This is a genomic window from Methanomassiliicoccales archaeon (assembly GCA_035527755.1).
GTDB lineage: Archaea > Thermoplasmatota > Thermoplasmata > Methanomassiliicoccales > UBA472 > UBA472.
Genome location: DATKZX010000008.1, coordinates 76,589 through 98,646 on the forward strand (window position 1 = coordinate 76,589; position 22,058 = coordinate 98,646).

Annotated in this window: 16 protein-coding genes and 1 rRNA gene; 14 read left to right on the forward strand and 3 right to left on the reverse strand. The window is 53.5% G+C overall.

Annotated elements, in window-relative coordinates; all coding sequences use genetic code 11:
* Nucleotides 1–18 precede the first annotated feature (18 nt).
* The 3 genes from VMW85_03620 (at nucleotide 19) to VMW85_03630 (ending at nucleotide 5,320) form a co-directional block, all read left to right on the forward strand.
* The gene (locus tag VMW85_03620; GenBank protein HUT27120.1) at nucleotides 19–1,146 is read left to right on the forward strand and encodes a succinate--CoA ligase subunit beta; all 1,128 of its coding nucleotides are present in this window, start codon (nucleotides 19–21) and stop codon (nucleotides 1,144–1,146) included.
* The gene (locus VMW85_03625) at nucleotides 1,143–2,021 is read left to right on the forward strand and encodes a CoA-binding protein (GenBank protein HUT27121.1); all 879 of its coding nucleotides are present in this window, start codon (nucleotides 1,143–1,145) and stop codon (nucleotides 2,019–2,021) included. Before VMW85_03620 ends, VMW85_03625 begins: the two co-directional genes overlap by 4 nt.
* 395 nt (nucleotides 2,022–2,416) lie before the next feature.
* Nucleotides 2,417–5,320, forward strand: a 23S ribosomal RNA gene (locus VMW85_03630).
* Nucleotides 5,321–5,584: 264 nt separating this feature from the next.
* Here the strand turns inward: VMW85_03630 and VMW85_03635 are convergent.
* Nucleotides 5,585–5,992 (reverse strand): DUF61 family protein, encoded by a 408-nt coding sequence (locus VMW85_03635; protein ID HUT27122.1) that lies wholly within the window; start codon nucleotides 5,990–5,992, stop codon nucleotides 5,585–5,587.
* A 165-nt stretch (nucleotides 5,993–6,157) separates the two neighbouring features.
* On the opposite strand from VMW85_03635, the gene nifB reads away from it, so the two are divergent.
* The 8 genes from nifB (at nucleotide 6,158) to VMW85_03675 (ending at nucleotide 14,916) form a co-directional block, all read left to right on the forward strand.
* Nucleotides 6,158–7,405, forward strand: coding sequence for a nitrogenase cofactor biosynthesis protein NifB (gene nifB, locus VMW85_03640; GenBank protein HUT27123.1), 1,248 nt, complete (start codon nucleotides 6,158–6,160; stop codon nucleotides 7,403–7,405).
* A gap of 4 nt (nucleotides 7,406–7,409) precedes the next feature.
* A complete protein-coding gene (locus VMW85_03645; GenBank protein HUT27124.1) occupies nucleotides 7,410–8,987 on the forward strand; it encodes an acetolactate synthase large subunit in 1,578 nt (525 codons plus the stop codon).
* A gap of 48 nt (nucleotides 8,988–9,035) precedes the next feature.
* A complete protein-coding gene (msrA, locus tag VMW85_03650) occupies nucleotides 9,036–9,512 on the forward strand; it encodes a peptide-methionine (S)-S-oxide reductase MsrA (protein HUT27125.1) in 477 nt (158 codons plus the stop codon).
* A gap of 77 nt (nucleotides 9,513–9,589) precedes the next feature.
* Nucleotides 9,590–12,268, forward strand: coding sequence for an alanine--tRNA ligase (alaS, locus tag VMW85_03655; protein HUT27126.1), 2,679 nt, complete (start codon nucleotides 9,590–9,592; stop codon nucleotides 12,266–12,268).
* A 220-nt stretch (nucleotides 12,269–12,488) separates the two neighbouring features.
* Complete coding sequence (locus VMW85_03660) at nucleotides 12,489–12,986, forward strand: 30S ribosomal protein S13 (protein HUT27127.1); 498 nt, start codon at nucleotides 12,489–12,491, stop codon at nucleotides 12,984–12,986.
* 12 nt (nucleotides 12,987–12,998) lie between these two features.
* Nucleotides 12,999–13,685 (forward strand): 30S ribosomal protein S4, encoded by a 687-nt coding sequence (locus VMW85_03665; protein HUT27128.1) that lies wholly within the window; start codon nucleotides 12,999–13,001, stop codon nucleotides 13,683–13,685.
* Nucleotides 13,685–14,068, forward strand: a complete 384-nt coding sequence (locus VMW85_03670; protein ID HUT27129.1) for a 30S ribosomal protein S11 — start codon at nucleotides 13,685–13,687, stop codon at nucleotides 14,066–14,068. Before VMW85_03665 ends, VMW85_03670 begins: the two co-directional genes overlap by 1 nt.
* Before the next feature lie 11 nt (nucleotides 14,069–14,079).
* Entirely contained in the window at nucleotides 14,080–14,916 is an 837-nt protein-coding gene (locus tag VMW85_03675; GenBank protein HUT27130.1) for a DNA-directed RNA polymerase subunit D, read from the forward strand.
* A gap of 86 nt (nucleotides 14,917–15,002) precedes the next feature.
* On the opposite strand, the gene VMW85_03680 is transcribed toward VMW85_03675, so the two are convergent.
* Both VMW85_03680 and VMW85_03685 read right to left on the reverse strand, forming a co-directional pair.
* A complete protein-coding gene (locus VMW85_03680; protein ID HUT27131.1) occupies nucleotides 15,003–18,440 on the reverse strand; it encodes a DNA polymerase II large subunit in 3,438 nt (1,145 codons plus the stop codon).
* 47 nt (nucleotides 18,441–18,487) lie between these two features.
* Nucleotides 18,488–19,474 carry a GTPase gene (locus VMW85_03685; GenBank protein HUT27132.1) on the reverse strand — a complete coding sequence of 329 codons (987 nt, stop codon included), beginning with the start codon at nucleotides 19,472–19,474 and terminating at the stop codon, nucleotides 18,488–18,490.
* A gap of 99 nt (nucleotides 19,475–19,573) precedes the next feature.
* Here VMW85_03685 and VMW85_03690 point away from each other — a divergent pair, with 99 nt between their 5' ends.
* Genes VMW85_03690 through VMW85_03700 form a run of 3 tightly spaced genes read left to right on the forward strand, consistent with a single transcriptional unit; the run spans nucleotide 19,574 to nucleotide 21,996 of the window.
* Complete coding sequence (locus tag VMW85_03690) at nucleotides 19,574–20,212, forward strand: NUDIX hydrolase (protein HUT27133.1); 639 nt, start codon at nucleotides 19,574–19,576, stop codon at nucleotides 20,210–20,212.
* Between the two features lie 24 nt (nucleotides 20,213–20,236).
* Complete coding sequence (locus VMW85_03695) at nucleotides 20,237–20,680, forward strand: Lrp/AsnC family transcriptional regulator (GenBank protein HUT27134.1); 444 nt, start codon at nucleotides 20,237–20,239, stop codon at nucleotides 20,678–20,680.
* 41 nt (nucleotides 20,681–20,721) lie between these two features.
* Nucleotides 20,722–21,996, forward strand: coding sequence for an SLC13 family permease (locus tag VMW85_03700; GenBank protein ID HUT27135.1), 1,275 nt, complete (start codon nucleotides 20,722–20,724; stop codon nucleotides 21,994–21,996).
* Nucleotides 21,997–22,058: the final 62 nt, after the last annotated feature.

The window sequence follows — 22,058 nt, forward strand, 5'->3', positions numbered from 1 at the left end:
ATTGGGAAAGGGGGCGGGATGAACCTATTAGAGTCCGAAGCGAAGTATCTTTTTCGAAAATACGGGATCTCAACTCCGCACGGTCTGGTCTTTCACGACCTAGAAGGGATCGAGGGATCGCTTGCCAATCTGAGATTTCCATTGATGGTTAAGGCCCAGACCAGCCAAGGGGGCCGTGGCAAGGCGGGTGGGATACGTACCGCCCTGTCGCGAGAGGAAGCCCTCGAATGGAGCGAGCGAATACTGAACATGCAAGTCGCTGGAATGAAGGTTCACGCCGTGCTGCTGGAGGAGATGATCGATGCCGCCAAGGAGATGTATCTGGCCATCGCGATAGATCAGATCACTAGATGCCCAGTACTACTTGCTGGATGCGCCGGTGGCATGGACGTTGAAGGAATGCCGGCAAAAACAATCAAGCGTTGGAGCCTAGATCCCATGGAATCGATGCCCTTTTCAGTCCTAGAACAAGCCTCTCACTTCCTGGTCCGGAATGGTCCAGGGTCTATGGAGGTACGTTCGACAATAACTTCGATGTGGAGGATTTTTCGTCAGATGGACTGCGAACTGGTTGAGATCAATCCTCTAATGATCACCGAATCTGGTAAGGCAATAGCAGCAGACGCCAAAGTGTCTATCGATGATGAGGCGCTGTTCAGACATCCAAATATGGCCGTCAAAGCGAGTCGCGATTTTACGGAACTGGAGAGACTAGCTAAGGATAAAGGCTTTCAATTAGTGGAGCTCCCGGGGGACATTGGCGTTCTAGCTAATGGTGCAGGGTTGACCATGGCGGTATTGGACACACTGCAGCGATTTGGGGGGCATGGCGGGACGTTCCTCGATCTAGGCGGGACCGATGATCCCGCAAGGATATCTGAGGCCTTGGGTCTTCTATCATATGATCTCGCCCGCGGAAGGATACGTTCCATCTTAGTATGCATCTTCGGCGGCATTACCAAGTGCGATAGCGTGGCCGAGGCTCTAATGATGACCGTTATCGATAGGAACGTCAAGGCTAGGACCGTGGTCCGCTTGCGCGGCAACAACGAGGAGGACGCGGTAAAAATTCTTTGTTTAGCCGGTTTCAACGTGCAACTGGATCTAGAAGAAGCCTGTATGCAATCGGTGAAGGTGAAAGGATGAATGGTTCGGCCCTGTTGAACGCGCACAAGATAATAGTGCAAGGGATCACTGGTCAGCAGGGTTTTCATCACACACAACAGATGTTGGAATATGGCACCGATGTTGTTGCCGGGGTCACTCCTGGAAAAGGGGGAAGGTCAGTTAATGGGGTCCCGGTGTTCAATTCCGTAGCCAAGGCAATAAAAAGTACCGAGGCGACAGCTAGTGTAGTTTTTGTTCCTTCCACTCATCTCAAGGAAGCGGTCGTGGAGGGGATCGAGGCCGGTCTGGAGGCCATGGTGGTGATCACGGAAAGATCACCAATTCACGATTCAATGGATTTCTTGGCCTTGGCCAGGCGGCATAATGTGGCTATTCTGGGTCCGAATTGCCCAGGGTTATGCCTGGTTGGAAAAAGTAAGGTCGGCATCATGCCCAACAGAATCTTCCTGAGCGGAGGCCTTGCGATCATCTCTCGAAGTGGCACTTTAACATATGAGGTCGTGCAAGCATTGAGCAATGCTGGACTGGGTCAGGATGTGGTCATGGGGTTGGGAGGCGACCGGCTCCTGGGAACCGATATGAAGGAAGCGGTGGAGATGGTATTGGAGAGAAACCCGGTCGGGATCGTAATGATCGGAGAGATAGGTGGGCAGATGGAAGAAGAGGCATCAATATTGGTTAAAAAGCTTGGTGCTAGTAACATCTTCGCTTACGTTGCCGGTGTTTCTGCCCCACCCTCGCAACGAATGGGCCACGCGGGGGCCATAATCACCCATGGAAAAGGGTCCGCCAGGGATAAGATCAAGGTGCTGGAGGAATCCGGAGTTGTCGTTGGAAGGTCGATCGGTGAACTAGTGAACTTGATCTCAAAATGGTCTTTTATCAAGGGTTGAGCTTTGAATATACATATAATATAGCAGAGATTTAGCAAACCTTATGAGTAAGCATACTCTAATAATAGAATAACGGTGAGAGAAATGGTAGCCACCTAATACTGGCTGCAATAAGAAACCGTTATATAATGGAAGTGTGGTAGGCGGTTTCACTCGCGAAGTAGGCGAGTTTGAAGCATATCCGTACACAGGGTAATGCTTAAATACACCCTCAATTATTGGGGGACTCACCACGTTTCAGCCATGTGCTGAAATGACGTGATTGTGTTCATGCACCCGGTAAGTAATTCTTATCGGGGAAGCGGAGGAGAACGTTCGGGAAAATTGGAAGAGGTCCTAGCGTTCGTTGATACCAATCATACGCAACCTGGACGTTTGTTAAGCCGACAGTGCAACAAGCGGCGTTGCTACGCCGCCTGGGGAATGGCTCGGTTCGGGTGCCGAAGAAGGTCGTGCCAAGCTGCGATATGCGTCGGGTAGGTGCAAGGAGCCTATGATCCGACGATTACCTAATGCGACTTCGTATTCTAAGGAATGATCCGTAAGGATCGGGAACGCGGGGGATCGAAACATCCTAGTACCCGCAGGAAAAGAAATCAATCGAGATACCGTGAGTAAAGGCGATCGAAAACGGTACAGGGCAAACCGAATCCCTATCAGTAATGACGGGGAGATGTGGAGTTATGGGCCCAGTTACATCCTTAAGACCAACCAGAGATCTGCTGGAACGCAGTACCATAGAGGGTGAAAGTCCCGTATGGACAAATCAAGAGGATGAGTTCTGGTGTCCCTGAGTAACGTGCGTTGGATATCGCGCGTGAATTTGGGAAACATTCATTTCCAACCCTAAATACACCCCGAGACCGATAGCGCAATAGTAGCGTGAGTGAAAGCTGAAAAGTACCCTTAACGGGAGGTTCAAAGAGCCTGAAACCAGGCGGCTATAAATTGTATGGGCATGAAAGGGAAACCAGTGTTCATACGTCCGTTTCGAAAAACGGGCCATGGAGTTCTATTCAATGGCGAGGCTAAGAGGTTCATCCTCGGAGCCGAAGGGAAACCAACAAGTCCGCAACCGCAAGGTGAGGGACGAGGTGTGCTCGCCTGGAGTCATTGGAGGGATACCCGAAGCCAGTTGATCTATACCTGGGTAGGTTGAAGCCTTTCGAAAGGAAGGTGGAGGACCGAACCGGTAATGATGTGCAAATCTTTCGGATAACCTGGGTATAGGGATGAAAGGTCAATCAAAGCTGGAAATAGCTGGTTCCTCCTGAAACTAATCGCAGTTAGACCTCGGTGGAGGTAGATCGTGTGGTAGAGCACTGATCGGGGGCTTAGGGGAAGAAATTCCTCGGCCCCCTGTCAAACTCCGAACATGTGATCACCGTAGAAGCCGGGAGTGAGGGCATCCGGGGTAATCTTGATGTCCATCAGGGAATAAACCCAGCCAATAATTAAGGTCCCCAAGTTTCGGTTAAGTGTAACAACAAAGGGCGTCTGTAGTCCAAGACAACTGGGAGGTGAGCTTAGAAGCAGCCATCCTTAAAAGAAAGCGTAACAGCTCACCAGTCGAGATTATAGGCCCCGAAAATGGACGGGGCTAAACCGAACACCGATATTATTGAGCACCGCAAGGTGATCTGGTAAGGAGGTGACGTGCGTGGGTAGAAGCTAGGCCGTGAGGTCTGGTGGACCGCGTTCGTATAAGGATCATGGTAGGAGTAGCAGCAAAGAATGGTGAGAATCCATTCCGCCGTAGGGGCCAGGGTTCCTCGGCAATGTTCGTCAGCCGAGGGTTAGCCGATCCTAAACTATTACTTAATCGGAAATAGTGAAAGGGAAACAGGTTAATATTCCTGTGCCGTGTCAGATTTTGCGTCATTCTTGACACATCGGGATAAATAGAGCAATCTTGTCTGGTTGTTCAAGTGTATAAACTGGGGAAGAACCGTAATGGTGTGAACCCGGTGAAAGCGCGAGTAGGAGGACGAAAGTCCTCTTCTGTTCATTCCTGGTGTCCGTGAAAATTGGATGACTTACACCTGATGCGTTCGTACCAAGAACCGACACAGGTGCCCCTAGATGAAAAGTCTAAGGCGTGTCGGCCTAATCGATGCGAGGGAACTCGGCAAATTAGCCCCGTAACTTCGGGATAAGGGGTGCCAGCCATGAGAGTGGCTGGTCGCAGTGACAAGGGAACTCCGACTGTTTAATAAAAACACAGATCGCTGCAAGTCCGAAAGGATGTGTATAGCGGTCGAAGCCTGCCCAGTGACGGTATCTGAAACTCGGGTTCAACCGAACGAAGGACCGTTAAACGGCGGGGGTAACTATGACCCTCTTAAGGTAGCGTAATACCTTGTCGCTTAATTGGCGACTTGCATGAAGGCCCAACGAGAGTTCTACTGTCCCCGCATCGAAGCCGGTGAAACTAACAGTACTGGCGCACAGTCCAGTATCTTCCACCTGAAAGCGAAGACCCCATGGAGCTTTACTGCAACCTGTTGTTGTGATATGAATTTTGATGTGTAGGGTAGGCGGGAGACGTTACCCAGGAAATGCCGCTAGGTATTCTCCGAGTCAACGATGAAACACCGCCCTTCAGACTTCGTACCACTCACTTCGTTAGAAAGACACCAATAGGTAGGCAGTTTGGGTGGGGCGCCACGCGCTCGAAAAAATAACAAGCGCGCCCAATGGTCAGCTCAGGCAGGTCAGAAATCTGCCGGTGAATGCAAGGGTAAAAGCTGGCTTGACGCGGATCCGGATAACAAGGATCGGCGATACGAAAGTAGGGCCTAGCGAACCAATCAACCTTCTGAATGGGGGTGATTGATGACAGAAAAGTTACCCTGGGGATAATTGAGTTGTCGCCAGCAAGAGTTCATATCGACCTGGCGGCTTGCTACTTCGCTGTCGGCTCTCCCTATCCTGGCGGTGCAGCAGCTGCCAAGGGTGGGGTTGTTCGCCCATTAAAAGGGATCGTGAGCTGGGTTTAGACCGTCGTGAGACAGGTTTGTTGCTTTTTGGTGGAAGTGTATTGATGCCTGACGAGAAGGACCCTTGAGTACGAGAGGAACGGGGGTTCGGTGCCTCTAGTCAATCAGTTGTCCGACAGGGCATGCTGAGCAGCCACGCACTACTGGATAAGAGCTGAAAGCATCTAAGCTCGAAGCCACCTTGAAAAAGAGGCATCTTAGGACGCTCATAATTGATGAGCTTGATAGGACCGGGATGTACGCATCGAGGGCAACCGAGATGTTCAGTCCGCGGTTACTAACGTCTTTCGCCGCTGTGGCACTGACTACTTACATTAATTGTAAGCTTTGGCTTAACCGTTAAACGGGTTGCGTGTGTAACCTCTTCCAATAAAATTTCTTATTTCTAATAGGATCAGGTGGAAATCGTTGCGTTTTAGTATTGTAATATTTTTATCAGCGTGAGCTTTGTGAAAATATCAAATATATTATCAATATTTATGATCAAGATCACGTAGAAGATGGTTGCGTATTTTAGATGATAATATTGAGCAGCGAAAGCTCTAAAAAATCTTATGAAGTTCATCAATAGGAGAAGATGGTGTTGGTGGCAGTAGGAAATTTATCTCTTATCTCCTTGAGATGCGGGTAGAAAATGCGCATCTCATCCTCCTTCTCCGGCTCCCGATCAATGAACTTGGATAGTACTTTTACCTCGATCTTACCTATTATCTTCCAGTAACCATCACCATAGGTGGGGTCGGTCATAAGAAAAATGGGTAATTTTAATCGGGAAAGATCATCCTCGTCTAAAAACCTGGCCAACAATTCAAGCTCGGTTCTCTTGATGTGATAGGTATGGCCGTCCTTTCCCTGATAAATTGGATCTTTCTCCTCAAGCAATACTGCCAAGGACCTTCGTTTAGTGGGCACGTGCTGGTTCATATTGATGAACATTCGCTGCATCGCCCGCTCGTTGAATATGTCGCTCATTCTGTACTTTCTTTCTATCCACTGGCTGAAATATACAATTTTTGTAGCAGGGCCAAATCCCGGGACAATCTATAATAACGATATGCTGGATATTCAAAAGCTGATGTATGGATTGCGTAGGATCGAGGTGTTTACATGAGCGAAATGTCATTGCATGTGAAAGAGATGCTTGGCAGCCATCCCTGTTACAATGAAAAAGCCCACAAGACCTTTGCCAGAATGCACCTCCCGATAGCTCCCCGGTGTAATATCCAGTGTAATTACTGTAACCGAAAATATGATTGCATGAACGAATCGCGTCCCGGGGTCACAAGCGAGATACTTTCTCCGGAGGAAGCAATTCTTAAGATCAGATTGGTCAAGGAAAAGATCCCTAGTTTGAGCGTCATTGGAATCGCCGGTCCGGGCGACCCGCTAGCTAACGAAGAGACCTTCACCACCTTGGAGATGGTCAAGAAGGAGTTCCCTGAGCTGACATTGTGCCTTAGCACCAACGGACTAAATCTCCCCAAATCGGTGGAGAGATTGAAGAAACTGGGAGTAAAGTTCGTGACCGTCACCATCAACGCCGTGGATCTGGACGTGGGAGAAAAGATATACGATTTCGTCATCTGGGATGGCAAAGTTCTACGAGGCCGAGAGGCAGCGGAGAGATTGTTGGCCAATCAGCTCGAAGGTATCAAGATGTGCACCGATGCGGGCATACTAGTTAAGGCCAACATCGTCATGGTGCCCACCATCAACGCCGATCACATACCCGAGGTGGCCAAGAAGGTGAAGGAACTGGGGGCTTACATCGTTAACATAATTCCACTCATCCCAGTGCCTGGAACCAAATTCGAGAAGATGCCTGCTCCGACACCAGAGCAACGCAAGAGTTTACAGGACCTGTGCGAGGTCGACATTCGTCAGATGAGGCATTGTCGGTTTTGCCGGGCAGATGCCATCGGGCTATTGGACCAGGACCGTTCGGCGGAGTTTGCCCACATCACATGTGGCGCCAGGGAGTCACCGGAGGGTGGACCCGTAGGCATCCAGATGGAAGGACGCACCAAGTACAGGGTGGCCGTGGCCTCCTCGAACGGTATTGACGTGGACCTGCATTTCGGTCATACGAAGGAGTTCCGCCTTTATGATGTGGAAGAAGGCAAGATAACGTCGGCTGGAACGGTTCTCACTGACCCCTTTTTAGATGAATCGATGTTCGGTGAGAAGCACCGCACCAAGATAGAACGGATGGTCTCCATGCTCTCAGGCGCTGACATCGTGGTGACATCGGGTTTCGGGGAGCGGGCCGAGGTGGAGATCATGGCCAGGGGAATGCACCCCTATCGAAAAGAAGGGCCGATCGACGAGGCCATACGATGCGCGGTTTCCGATCTTTTCGAGCAAAGGGCAAAAGTGTTCGAGTGATGCCATGAAAGCGGCCAGGTTGCTCATCGAATGTCTTGAGGCGGAAGGTGTTTCCAAGATATTCGGTATACCTGGGGAGGAGAACCTGGACATCATGGACGAGATCTGTTCCTCCAAGATCGAGTTCGTTCTCACAAGGCACGAGCAGGCCGCGGCGTTCATGGCCGGAACTGTTGGGAGACTGACCGGGAGACCAGGCGTTTGCCTAAGTACGCTGGGACCAGGGGCCACCAACCTAGTGACCGGGGTAGCGGACGCGTTTCTTAGCAATTTACCGTTGATCGCACTCGTAGGGCAAGCTGGTATTGCCAGGAGGCACCCGCCGCATAAACAGGTCCTTGACCTCATGACCATGTTCCAGCCATTGACGAAGAGGTGCATCGATGTCGATCGTCCCGATAGAACGGCATCGGCGGTTCGTGAGGCGTTCATCATGGCCACAGCCGAAAGGTCGGGGCCGGTGATGTTACAGCTACCGGAGGACGTCATGAAAATGTCGGTTGGCGTCATCCCCGAGGTCCAGGTGAACCACTTTTTGCCACCTGGGGAATTGAGCGCCCTTGATAAAATTCGTATCGCTCTGCTTTCATCGTCCAATCCTTTGGTCATTGTAGGCCACGGCGCCGTTCGCAGCAATGCCGTCGAAGAGGTGCGATCTTTCTGCCGGACCTGGAACCTGCCCACTGCCTGCACTTGGATGGCCGCGGGGGTGATGCCGTACGATGACCCGTTGAGCCTGGGGACCATCGGAATGCGCAATAGCGACCTGGTCAAGGACTGTTTCGAACCTGCTGACCTTGTGCTGTTGGTCGGATATGACGCGACCGAATTTCAGCCTCAGTATTGGAACAAAGGTAAAAAGAAGACGCTGCTGGTCATTGGAGAAGGAGGTCCGGGGGAGGCCGAAAATTTCCAGATGGATATCACGGCGCTGGGTGATCTCAAGGGAAAGCTCTGTATGTTGCAGGACGGAGCGGTCCCGAAGAGCAATTGGGCGGAGGGCGTTCGCCTAATACTTCAAAGAGAGACGGAGGTCTTGGAGCAGGGACCCAAGGGTGTGGTCCAAGCATTGAGGAGGCAGCTCGGACGTCGGGACATCTTGGTGAGCGATGTCGGAGCACACCTTATCTGGCTGGCAAAGTACTATCCAACATATGAGGAGAACACGCTTCTACTGCAGAACGGTTTGATCTCCATGGGGGTTGCTATACCGTCAGCGATCGCGGTCCGCATGATCCACCCCGAAAGAAAAGTGGTGGCCGCGGTCGGGGACGGTGGCTTCCTGATGTCATCGGCAGAGTTGGAAACGGCCAAGCGCATGGGTGTGAACTTTGTAACGGTGATATTCAACGATGGTGGGTTGGGGCTCATCAGGGAGAAGATGCAGCGCGGTTTTGGCCGAAGCTCCAACGTGGACATGGGCTTTCCTGACATCCCGACCTATGCCCGTTCATTTGGCGCCGAAGGCTATTCCGTAGAGGAAGAAAAATTCGAAGATGTGCTCCAGGACTGCCTGGAACGAGACGCATTAGCGGTTATCGATGTGAAGGTCGATTATTCCCACAACTGCCGACTGTTCTGATGACCATTGATTATATATCCGGCATTGCGTCGATCTTATGGGAATAAAATGGCGATAAAAAAGGCCACTTTTGCCGCGGGTTGTTTCTGGGGGGTCGAGGCCAAATACCAGAAAGTGAAAGGGGTGCTGCAGACCGAGGTCGGTTATATGGGTGGGCGTACCGAGTCGCCCACATACCGCGATGTCTGTACCGACAGGACCGGACACGCCGAGGTTGTTCAGGTCACGTTCGACGATTCCGTGGTAAACTACCAGGAGCTACTGGACATATTCTGGCGCTGCCACGACCCAACCCAGAAGAACCGTCAAGGGCCAGATGTGGGGAACCAGTACCGAACCGCTATCTTCTATCACGATGAGGAGCAGAGAAAGAAAGCTGAGGCCTCTAAATCAGATTTGGACGGATCACAGATGTTCCCTCGTCCGATCGCTACGGTCCTGGAGAAGGCCGGGACATTCTGGCGTGCCGAGGAATATCACCAGAAGTACTTCCAAAAGAAAGGACTGGATTCTTGCCACATATGAGCGCGGAGTATATTTGGCGTACCATTTCCTGTTGTAAATAACAATATTCTTATAACGACTTTCGAATAACGCCAGTCATGACCGGCTCAGAGTTCGACCTCCCGTTCTTCCTGGAAAATGGGTTCAAGCGCAGGTGCTGCCCAAAGTGTAATAGGCACTTCTGGAGTCTCGGTGACCGGGAGACATGCGGTGAGCCGCCTTGCGAAGAATATACGTTCATAGGCAATTCTCCGATGAACCAAAGTTTTACGCTGCATGAGATGCGCGAGGCCTTCCTGGGGTTCTTCGAGGAGAACGGACATGGGCGCGTCAAACGCTATCCGATCGTGGCCCGATGGAGGGACGATGTATTCTTCACCCAGGCTTCCATATATGACTTCCAGCCCTGGGTGCTGAACGGGGTGATCGAGCCACCGTTCAATCCGTTGACCATATCCCAGACCTGTGTACGATTCAACGACATAGACAACGTGGGCAAGACCGGCCGTCATTTCACCTACTTCGAGATGTGCGCCCACCACGCGTTCAATAAGACTGGTAAGTTCATCTATTTCAAGGACCGCACAGTGGAACTGTGCCATAGGTTCTTCAGCGAACGATTGGGCACCGACCCCAACAAGATGATCTACATCGAAGAATGGTGGGAGGGGGGCGGAAACGCCGGCCCCTGTGTAGAGGTCATTCTGGATGGGGTGGAGGTCGCTACCCTGGTGTTCATGATGTACCGGGACACCCCGGACGGCCGCGTGCCCATGGACATGACCGTCGTGGACACCGGTTACGGCCTGGAACGCATGACCTGGGTATCTCAAGGCGTTTCATCGGCGTATGAGGCGGTCTTCGGACCCGTCGTAGAGTGGTTGAAAGAGCTGACCGCGGTCATGCCAGACGATAACGTGCTTACGGAGTACAGTAAAGTGGCCGGTGCGACCAACATGAAGACCGCGGCCGATGTACGACGGATCAGGGAAAAGACCGCTGACCGCATAGGGATCAGTTACGATGAACTGATGAAGACAATATCCCCCCTGGAAGACATCTATGTCATCTGTGATCACTCCAGGGCGCTCATGCTGATGCTCAATGATGGTGTCGTTCCCTCTAACGTACGCGAGGGCTATTTCGCCCGCATGCTGGTGCGACGCGCTCTGCGTTCCATTCGCTCCTTGGACCTGGACATCCGTCTGTCAGAGGCGGTGGGCCGACAGATCGACCATTTCCAAGGTACGTTCCCCGAGCTGGTCGAGAACCGCGATGACATCCTTAACCTGGTTCAGGTGGAGGAGGACCGCTACTTCGAAACTTTGGGTCGGGGAAAGGGGCTGGTCGGACGTCTGGTCAAAGACCTCAAAAAAGGCGAGAAGCTCTCGGTGGAGAAGCTCATCGAGCTGTACGACTCCCATGGTCTCAACCCGGAGATAGCCAAGGAATACGCTCCGGAGAAGATCGACGTCCCTGACAATTTCTACATGCAGGTGGCTGCCAGGCACGAGAAGCCCGAGGGAGCCATCATCATGGCCAAGGACCGGCCGGAATCCATGCCGGAGACCCGCATGCTGTATTACGAGGACCCGGAGCTCACCGAGTTCGAAGGAACGGTGATCGCGGAGATCGATGGCGGCATCGTCCTCGACCAGACGGCCTTCTATCCCGAGGGTGGAGGCCAGGAATGGGACCTTGGCATACTAGACGGAAAAAAGGTGTGCCGGGTCATCAAGATCAAGACCACTGTCGTTCACTTCGTGGAGGGTGGGAATCCTAAAATAGGGGCAAAGGTCAGAGGAAGCATCGACCTGGAGCGGAGACAACAGCTGATGCGCCATCACACCGCAGCACACCTGATAAACGGCGTTGCCCGCAACCTGTTCGGGAATCACGTATGGCAGGCCGGGGCGCACAAGGCCGTGGACCAGGCTCGTTTGGACGTCACTCACTATGAGAACCTCGACACCGAGCAGCGCGATATGCTGGAGAAAGAGGTAAACCGGGTAGTGCTGAGGGACATCCCCATCAATATACAGTTCATGCAGCGGGACGAGGCCGAGATGAAGCACGGATATCGGTTATATCAGGGAGGGGCGGTCCCAGGTAAGATCATAAGGGTTGTAGAGGTCGTCGGGCTGGACTCCGAGGCATGTGGCGGACTTCACTGCAGCCACACGGGAATGGTGGGACCGGTCCGTATCGCCCGCACCAAGCGCATCCAGGACGGAGTTGTGAGAATAGAATATACTGCGGGTATGGCCGCCATCGCCGGCATGCAAGCGGACAAGGACCTGGTGGAAGATATGGGTGACATGCTCAACGTTCCGGGGGAGAAGGTGCCGGAGATGGTTCTGAAGCTCGAGGAAGAGATCCGTGAGCATCGTAAAAAGGTAGATCAGCTGTCCGCAATGATAAACGAGCTAAGCATCCGGGAGCTGGTCGATTCCGCGCCGAAGGTAGGAAATGTGAGGGTGGTGGTCCACGAGGCTCTGCCAGGGGAGGACCCGGAGGACATGTCTATGAAGTTGGCCGCCCTGCCTTGCACCGTGGCGGTGATCGGGATCCGGGGAGACAAGGCCAAATTGTTGGTGGCCTGCTCCAAGGACGTCGATCTGGATTGTCGAAAGGCCTTGATGGGCATAATGGCAATAATGGGCGGCGGGGGAGGAGGTAAGCCGGACTTTGCTCAGGGTGGCGGAGGTGATCCTCTGCGTCTGAAGGACGCATTGGACCAGTCCTTGGACATACTTAGCAAGGAATTGGTCCACTAAACCACTTTCCAATGACCACTTTTCTCAATAGGGTATTTATACCTGCTTGGGATTGGCTTGTTTGACAGAATCGATACTGTTGAAGGAGTTCCTCATCAGAGGGATTTGTTCCCGGACCGGTAGCCCTATCCGGAGATGGGAACTGCAAGGCACGCGCTTGAGCGTGAGGCGCACTTCGCGAGGGCAAGACTCGATTCGCGATCACCAGCGAGGGATACTCTTGGCTGAAGCGAAGAACACTAAGACTGAAGAGAAGGAGAAGGACGACTTCAGGTACATTGTCCGTATAGTGAACACGGACATTGATGGCAACAAGCCTACTGTGGTCGGCCTGCAGAGCATTAAAGGCGTTGGAAAGAGAGTGGCCGAGATAGTGGTCAAAAAAGCGGGAGTGGACCGCTCGACCAAGATCGGAGCTGTGGACGAGGCCAAGGTCGCCGAGCTGACCAATCTCATTTCCACCTATTCCGATTATGTGCCTCATTGGGCATGCAACCGCCAACACGATTACGAGACCGGTGAGGACCATCACATTTATGGTACCGAAGTTGACATGGTCTTGAAGGATGACATCAACCGCCTGAAGATGATCAGATGCTACCGGGGAGTACGCCACGAGTCTGGACACAAGCTCCGCGGCCAGCGCACGAGATCGAACGGCAGGAAGGGATTGACCTTGGGTGTTTCGAAGGTTAAACCCCAGCCGGCGAAGAAGTAAGGAGGTCTGAAAATGGGTGATCCTAAATTTCCAAGAAGGAGCTTCGACACTCCATCACACCCCTGGCAAGGGGAGCGCATCAAGGAAGAGGCCATACTGGTCAAGCAGTACGGCCTGAAGAACAAGAGGGAACTGTGGAAGGCCAAGACCATCCTCAGGAACCTTCGCAAGCAGTCCCGTGAACTCCAGGCTCGACTGAGGATCGGGGAGCACCAGGCTAAGATAGAGACCGAGAACTTGTTGCGCAAGTGCGCCAAGATCGGTCTGCTGCCAATTGACGGCACCAGGCTGGACGACGTGCTGGGTCTTTCCGACGTAGCCTTGCTGGACCGCCGCCTTCAGACCATGGTCTACCAGAAGGGGTTGGCCTCCACCGTGGGACAGGCTCGCCAGTTCATTGTGCACGGACACGTTTGCATCGATGACCAGAAGGTCACTATTCCCGGGTATATCGTCACCCGCAAGGACGAGGAAATGATCATGATGAATCCCCTGTCCCCGATCGCGGACGATATGCATCCTCTGAGGCAGGCCCAAAACGAGGCCAACGTGGCCAAGGCTCACAAGGAGGAGGCCGCGGAATTCAAGAAGGAAATGAACGAGAAGAAATTCGTCAAGCATGTTCCTAAGGATGTAGTGGAAGCCGTCAAGGATGTCGAGGATGTCCCGGCCGAACTTCCGACCGAGGAGGTGGACTGATGGGCAAGTGGGGTATAGCGAACGTATTCGCCAGCTACAACAACATCATAATCACCTTGACCGACGTCACCGGTGCCGAAACCATAACCAAGTGCACTGGTGGCATGGTGGTCAAGGCGGCCAAGGACGAATCATCCCCCTACGCAGCCATGAGGGCAGCGGAGAGGGTCGCTGAGATAGCCAAGGAAAAGGGGATCGATGGCATACACGTCAAGGTGCGCGCACCTGGCGGTAACGGGTCCACTTCCCCCGGTCCTGGTGCTCAGGCGGCGATAAGGGCACTGTCCCGCGCCGGGCTAAGGATCGGACGCATTGAAGACGTGACTCCCATCCCACACGACGGTACCAAGAAGAAGGGTGGACGCCGGGGTAGAAGGGTGTAAAGGGGCGTTCTATGCACGTCAAGATGTTAGAGCTGATGGAGACCAGGGCCAAGTTCCTGATCACCGACGCCAGCCCGGAGAAGGTCAACGCCCTCCGCAGGGCTTTGATGATGGACCTGCCCAAGATGGCCATCGACGACGTGGAGTTCCTACTTGGTTCCATCCGGGACGAGGAAGGGAACGAATACGAGAGCGTCAGCCCGGTCTTCGATGAGATCGTGGCTCATCGTCTCGGATTAGTACCCATCCCCACCGATCTGGAGCTTTTCGGCTTCAGGGACCAATGCTCCTGCGGCGGCGAAGGCTGCCCCAACTGTACCATCATGTACAAGCTGGAAAAGCGCGGTCCATGCGAAGTGTACTCCGGGGACCTGGATTCCCTGGGTGGCGACGCCTACCGGCCTAATGACGAGCTTATCCCCATTGTCCGTTTGGGTGAGAGGCAGGGCATATTGGCCTATGCCACCGCTGAACTGGGCATCGGGCGCAAGCACGCCAAGTGGCAGGCGACTCACGGAGTGGGTTACAAATATTATCCCACCGTGACCATCGATCAGGACAAGTGCGACAACGGTGGAAGCTGCATCAAGGTCTGCCCCAAGCAGGTGATGAGCTTCAAGGACCGCAATGTCCAGGTGATCGACAACGATGCCTGCGTTTTGTGCGGAGATTGCATCAAGGTCTGCCGCACCAACGCCATCTCCGTCGAAGGTTCGGAGGAATCGTTCCTGTTCGAGTTCGAGACCGATGGGTCCTTGAGCGCCCAGGTGGCTTTGGCTAAGGCTCTGGAATCATTGGAGAACACCTTCGATGAGTTCAGAGAAAAGATCGCTTCTCTGGAGATCTAAAACCACATGATCAAGGTGGCCGTCAGGCCACCACCATTCCATTTTTTCTGCAATTAAAGATACTGACAGACAGGGACTCGACAGGATCAGAAATCTTCCAGTTTCGAGGTCGCCTTGACCGTACTGGCCTCGGTCTCCTCCGGTGGTCTCAGCTCAACAACTGTCGTCACCACTTCCCCACCGTCCTCACTGAACAGGTCCAGGGTGGTATTGCTATTTCCTGCATCCTCCTCCCCTTTCTCACCGAATATGGAAGTGATGGAGCCCTCGATCAATCGTATGCGTTGCTGTGTGTACTCCGAAACCCCATAATCTCGACCGATCTTGCTTGTGACGTTCAGGTACTTCTTTACGCTGGCCTCATAGACGGTAAGGTTCAATTTATGGCCACAGTAGCAATGCCCGCTCAATGGCACCCGACGGTAGCTTTCGCCGCATTTGGTGCAGCGAAACTTCTGTCCTGAGAAGCTCTTCAGGTTGCCAATGAGGTCTGGAAGAAAATGTTTGGTGATGACCCTATGGACCACATCGGACTCGTCTACAGCCCGCAATCTTTTTGCCAGTTCGACCTGGGCGGTCATCTTGTCCATCATGCTATCCAAGGTCTTGTACGCCGATTCCGCGGGACCTTCGGCAATGTCCATGGTGTCATGGGTCATGCCGAATCCTTCGTACTGCAGCAGGGACTTGATGCGATCGGAGACCATGTCCATCACCCCCTGTACCTCCCGTGGGTGGCGAAACTCCACGCTGGCGCGGTAGAACTCCAGGGGGTATTCCCAATGGACATCGATGTTCTGGGCCTCCTTGTCCACTTCGTTCGGGTCCAGGCGAATGGCCAAGACCAAGGGGGCGTCCATCAGACCACCGCGACCCTTTGGTAGGTAAGAGCGGGAGAAATTGAGCAGACCGTCCATGAGGAGCATGACACTATCCTCATCACCATCGGCATTACGCCTTTTAGCCGCATGAAAGAACGGGTGTCCGAAGCAAACGCTGGCCCGGGTGAATCCGATGATGCGGCAGAGTATCCCTCCCGATGTGTGAGGGGCGAGTCCGATGCCAAGATGACCGACGATATCCTCTTTGGTCAGTGCGTTGTAATACCTGGGCATGCTGTAGAACCTCTCCAGCAGGTCGTCCAAAAATCCGGCAACCCTCACCAGGAATTCCCCGCAGGAGATCGATGGCACTATGTCCTGCACCTTCAGCTCGCAGAGCTGCTCAGGATCATTCAAGGGTTGGTCGAACACATCCCTTTCGTATCCGAGCTGGTGGGCCTTCTCCACGCTCAACCCGATCTCACGAGGTCGAAAATGTGTAAGAGGTATGTCCGTCAGGTCGAAACGGATGGTGCCGTCCTTGTTGACGTAGATCTCATATTTCCTCCGCAAGATCCCCTTCTCCAAAGGTTCTGGGCAACAGTCCTTAGATTGGAGCTCTCGCACCCCTTTGAACTTGGGCAGTATGGAACGCTCTCCCAAAATCCGTTTGGCCTTCTCCAGTTCTTCCTTCACATTCACAGGGACCACTTGAGGCGCGCCCACCGAGACGGTGTGTCCGCCGCAGGGGCATCGGTAATACACTCGGAACTCTCCGCATTGCTGGCATTTCCTGACCCCCAGCTTGACGGTGACATTGTCCTTTTCAGCAGCTTTTTCCATGAGGCGCTGATTTCCGCCGGAGAGACCAATCGGGAAGATGGTGTGCGAAGGGGTCTTCATCCCCCGGTCCTTGGCCTTTTCAGGTCTGGCCATGCGGGAGCCTATGCGGGTCACCGAACGGGGATTGACCTTAACCCCGGTGCATCGGGAAACAGCATCCATCACCGTCTCACCTTCCAAGATCGTCTGGTCGGAAATTCCGTCCGTTCCTAACAATCCCAGGCCGGCCAGCAAAGGTTTGGCATATCTCTCCAATTGCACTTCCCCTTCCCGAACCACGTGTAGCGCCCCCAGAAGTTCCAGGGAGCGTTTGGGGGTTAGGTCCAGTGGGATATGCAGCAACGTGCCATCCCAGGTCCCGTTCTCCAGAACGAACGTACGCAGGGCCAGCAGTTCCGCCATTGGAAGATCGTACCAGAAGAGATTGAATTTAGGATGTAGCGGGACACCGAACTTTAACGAGGTGGCCAAGGCCTCATCGAAGTCCCGCGGGTCCTCCCAACCGGGGGGCAGCTCTCCTTCGTTAGCACCCCTAAGCTCCGCGCGGTGCCACTCGATGTCATAATCCCCGGGTACAAGCACATGGTTGTTCTCCACGAACTCCCCGAAAGGCAGTAGTATCTGCCCCACGTCAATGATCTCCTCTACCCTTCCCTTGAACGGCAGAAATTCCTGCACCGTGTTAGTTTGGACCAGATCTCCATTCTCCAGCAGCAGTATCGGTCCTTCAAGACGATCGCAAGGGGTCACCGCCCCAGCCTTTCCAGGCCTTTCGATCTTGATCTGGGTGCCGATCGCCAAAAAATCATCCAGGGCGAACATGGTGGCTGGACTGATAGCGATGGCCGCCAGACCGGTGGTCCTTCCTCTTCCGTATCTAAGTCTGAAACCACCCGGACGCGAGGGGTGGCCTATCACCGGTCTTCCGGCCACGATATCCTTGAGATACTTGTAATCGGGGGATATCTTGCCCTCCTTCCCCTCCTTCCCCTCGCCCTTCTTCATCCTGATATAATCGCCCAGGAAGTCCCATCCTTCCAGGCCTAGTTTTTTGACGTGCTTCTCCAGCTTGGGGGCTTTGAGGCAAAGGCCTTCGGCGATCACCAAGCACACCCCACCACGAACGCAGTTGGTCTCGATCCGAGGAAGATTGCGGTAGCCGGAGATCTCCTGGTCCTCGGTTCTTTCCCCGTCCACACACACCGGGCAGTGGCGGTAGATGATCTCGATCTCCTCGTTGTTAGGAGTGTACTGCAGATGCTGGCATTGTCTGTAAAGAGGGATCTCCTCCTTCAAACGCTCCACCTCGCCGTGCGTTGGATGATACACTCCGATACCAAACTCCCTACGCACCACGTCAGCTATGAGCACGCTCATGGCCTGACCGGTGCCTCCGGCAGCCCTTATAGGGCCGTTGAAGAACAATGAAAGATACTCGGAACCGTCATCGTTCTGGTTGATCTTGACCCCAGCGATGCCGACGATAGGTGCCACCAGGATCCCCTCGGTGAGAACCGATAGTCCGACGCGCACAGCGCGTTCAATGGCCATCTCCCTGCCTTCCTGGGCGGTGACAGCTTCCCGGGCCAGTTCCTTGGCGATGAAAAGTGACACCTCTTCCCGGCTCTCGATGCGGCGGGATATCTCCCTAATACGCTCCGCCACGCCTTCAACATGCCAGTCAGAAAGCTGTTTTTCTACCCGGTCTGCTAGGTCCTCGGCCTGTGGGATCTCTACCTCAAGACTAGGGTCCAGTCCTTTGGACCGGGCCTCAACGGCCATGGAGTAGCAGCGCTCGTTCTCTCGAAAGAGCTCGGAAAAATAATGGCGCATTGACTTGCTGCACGCCAATTCTTGCAAGGGCACCCCGTTCAACTTAAGGAGAGGGAAAAATAAAACATTTGCCCTCAGAACATTGGCTCTGGTTTTTCAAGGTGCTTGATGGAATCAAGTAAGGCGGTCATCACTTCTTCGACCCCTTGACCGGTGGCCGCGCTCATCTTGAGCCGGTCTGAGCCGGAGTCCAGGATGTCCAACTTGTTCTCCACGATCAGGATGGGAAGATCTGGGAAGGTGATCCGCACCGATTCCAGCAGCTTCATCTGGCTTTCCATGTGATAACCGCAGGTCTCCGTAGGATCAAGGATGAACAATATGGCGTTAGCCAGGTGCTTCAAGGCAGTGATGGCCTGCATCTCGATACGGTTGCGTTCCACCAGCTCTCGGTCCAGAAGGCCGGGGGTGTCGATCACCTGATAGCGGCGTGTTCCTACCTGATGCATACCGACCGCGATCCCCTTGGTGGTGAACGGATAGGGAGCCACCTCTGGCTCGGCAGCGGATATCTTTGATAGGAACTGGCTCTTTCCCACGTTGGGAAAGCCGGCGATGACCAAGGTGAGAAATTCGTCGTTGAAGTCCGGCACCTTACGGAACTCGTTTCGAGCAAATGTAAGGAACTCCAGATCGGGCGATACCTTTTTTACGACCGATGAAGCGCGGCCGTAGAAGGCCTTGCGAAAAGTATCGGCAGATTGCACCGATGAGGAGGTCATGACCTTGCTGGTATACTGTTTCTGCAGTTCTTTGACCTTGCCCGCCGCCCAATCTAGGTTGGACAAGGATTTCTTCAGTTTGTCCACCCCCACGGTGACCTCGATCATCTCGGCCAGGAAATCGTCCCTGTTGTTGATGCTTGGGAAGACCTTGACATACTTGTGCAATGTCGACGAGATCACGTCCGTCGCGGAAGCTATTCGAGCCATGGACTTGCGCTTGACCATGTCCGTCTTGACAGGACCTTCCTTGTCAATCTTGTTCAACTTACGGAAGGCCTTATCTAAGATCTCCTCCGAAGTGAGAATGGTGGGAATGCGTTTCCTGAGATTGTGCACGATTCGTCACAAAGTAAAGGTAGTTTATAAAATATGGCTCATAGTATGATTTTTGAGCTCGAAACAGGGCCGCGTCTGTTTCTAAATGGTAGGGAGATAATGGATGCGGAGTATTACCGCACACTCTCCGCGGTTCGCTCCGCAGGGGTACATGAGGCGGAAGTCCTGTTGGGGGTATCGTCCACCACCGTTCGACGGCGGTTGCGAAAATTGGAGGAACGACTGGGTCAGCCAGTCGTCGAGAACGGTCAGATCAATCAGACTGGATCGGACCTTCTCAAGCAGATGGAAGATCGGACCAGTCAGCTGGAAGAACAACTGGTCAACCTTTGGCGCAAGCCTACGCTGACCTGTGATGGATTGGTCATTTCCAATAATAAAATATTACTTGTGCGCCGCGGTAAAGAACCGTTCAAAGGGACCTACGCTCTGCCTGGAGGTATTGTGGAGTACGGGGAGAGCACCGAGCATTGCGTGGTACGTGAGGTGGGGGAGGAGACCGGTCTACGCACCGAGGTAGTAGGTTTACTGGAGGTTTCCTCGGTCCCGGGCCGCGATCCCCGTGGCCATTTCATTTCTCTGCTTTATGAGCTGAAGGTCGTCGGCGGCGAGCTAGCAGGAGGTGATGATGCGGACTCGGCCGAGCTTTTCCCGCTGGATGAGCTACCTCCCCTGGCCTTTGACCACGGACAGCTTATAAAGGAAGCTCTGGAGAAAGTAACGCAACATTCTTTATAATCGCCTGGATGAATATAGAGAACGATGGGGCAGGACGACCTGGACCAGACCATCCTTCGTATCTTACAGGACAATGGTAAGATCAGCATTGAAGAGATAGCCGATATGCTGGGCCGTTCACCCTCGACCGTCCGGGACAGGATCCGACGAATGGAGGACGAACGATTGATTTTGGGATATTCTGCCATCGTAGACCTGGAACAATTGGGGGTGGACGCCGAGGCGGTGGTCTTCGCCGAGATCGACATCGGGTTGGAGGGCAAGGCCATCAGCGCTCTTTTGTCCATGAGTAGTGTCAGCGAGGTCATGAAGGTGACCGGGGAGCCGCGCCTTATGTTCCGGGTAAGGGCTTCCGATCGCAAGGAATTGTTGAGGTATCTGGATAAGAACATACGTCCTTTGGGTTTCCGGCGTCTGGATGTAAGACTTGTTCTGGACCGCACTGTGAGATACCCCGGTTTCGTTTGATGGCATTGTCTTAATTATTTGGCATTTTGTAACCTCACCAGATGCAGACCGCCACACTATTGGCCTTGCTTATCTTCCTGTTCACATATTCCCTGATATCGATACGCAGGGTCAGGGGCGTGAGCATCGACAGACCGGCGGCAGCTCTCTTCGGAGCGGCATTGATGATCATCTTCGGTCTATTGCCAGTGGAACAGGTCCTGGGAGCGATCGATCTGAACATCATCGCTCTACTGCTGGGAATGATGATCATCGTCTCTTGCTTGGAGATAACCGGCCTGTTCGAGCGAATGTCCTACCTCATAGTAAGTAAATGCCGGGACCAGTTCACCCTCTTATGGGTGATGATGGGCATCACCGCATTGCTGTCGGCGCTCATCCTGAACGATACCGTAGTGCTGATGCTCACTCCCATAGTCATCAAGGTCTGTCGTTCCATAGAGACCAATCCAGTGCCATTCCTGATCGGTGAGGCCTTGGCGGCGAACATAGGGAGCGTGGCCACGGGGGTGGGGAATCCTCAGAACGCCTATATCGTCATTCAGTCGGGGATCACCTTCCCCGACTTCGCATTGGCCTTGACGCCTTTGGCGGTCATATCATTGATTATCGCGGTGCTTACGGTGGCCTTGGTCTTTAGGAAGAACGTTTTCGATGGGAAAATAGGGGAACCCAGGGTCATCGACCGCACCCTATCTCTGAAAGGGGTGGCCAAGCCGAAATTGGAAGCCCCGTTCTTTTTGGTGATGCTCGTCCTCATCGCGGTGTTCATCGGTTTCGTCATCTCCCCCTGGTTGAAAGCCCCCATATCCATCATCGCCTTCGTGGGGGGATGTTTCCTGATGTTGTCACTGCCTCTGATAAAGAAGGACACCGGTACGACCCTGATACTGCGCGGCGTCGACTGGACGCTTCTTTTATTCTTTGTCGGTCTTTTCATTCTGCTCAAGGGGGTGGAGACATCCGGGCTGATGACGCTCCTGCTCGATTCCTTCGAGGGCATAGGTGCGGGCGTAGCGGGGGTGACCGGGCTGACGATCGTTTCCGCGGTGCTCTCAAATTTGATCAGCAATGTACCTGCGGTCATGCTGCTGGCCCCGACGATCCCGGCGGGCAATGACACCTTGTGGTTAACGTTGGCTTCCAGCTCCACACTGGCCGGCAACGCCACCATCCTGGGGGCTGCGGCCAATATCCTAGTCGTGGAGAAGGGATTGGGGATGGGGGTAGAGGTTCGTCTTTGGGACTTCGTCAAGGCAGGGGTCCCAGTGACCCTGATCACCCTGCTGGTGTCCATTCTCCTTCTGGGAATATGAAAATCAGGAAAAAGGTTTGGAAAAAGGTGAGAGTTGTCAGATGGTCGCTCTCATCATGGAGG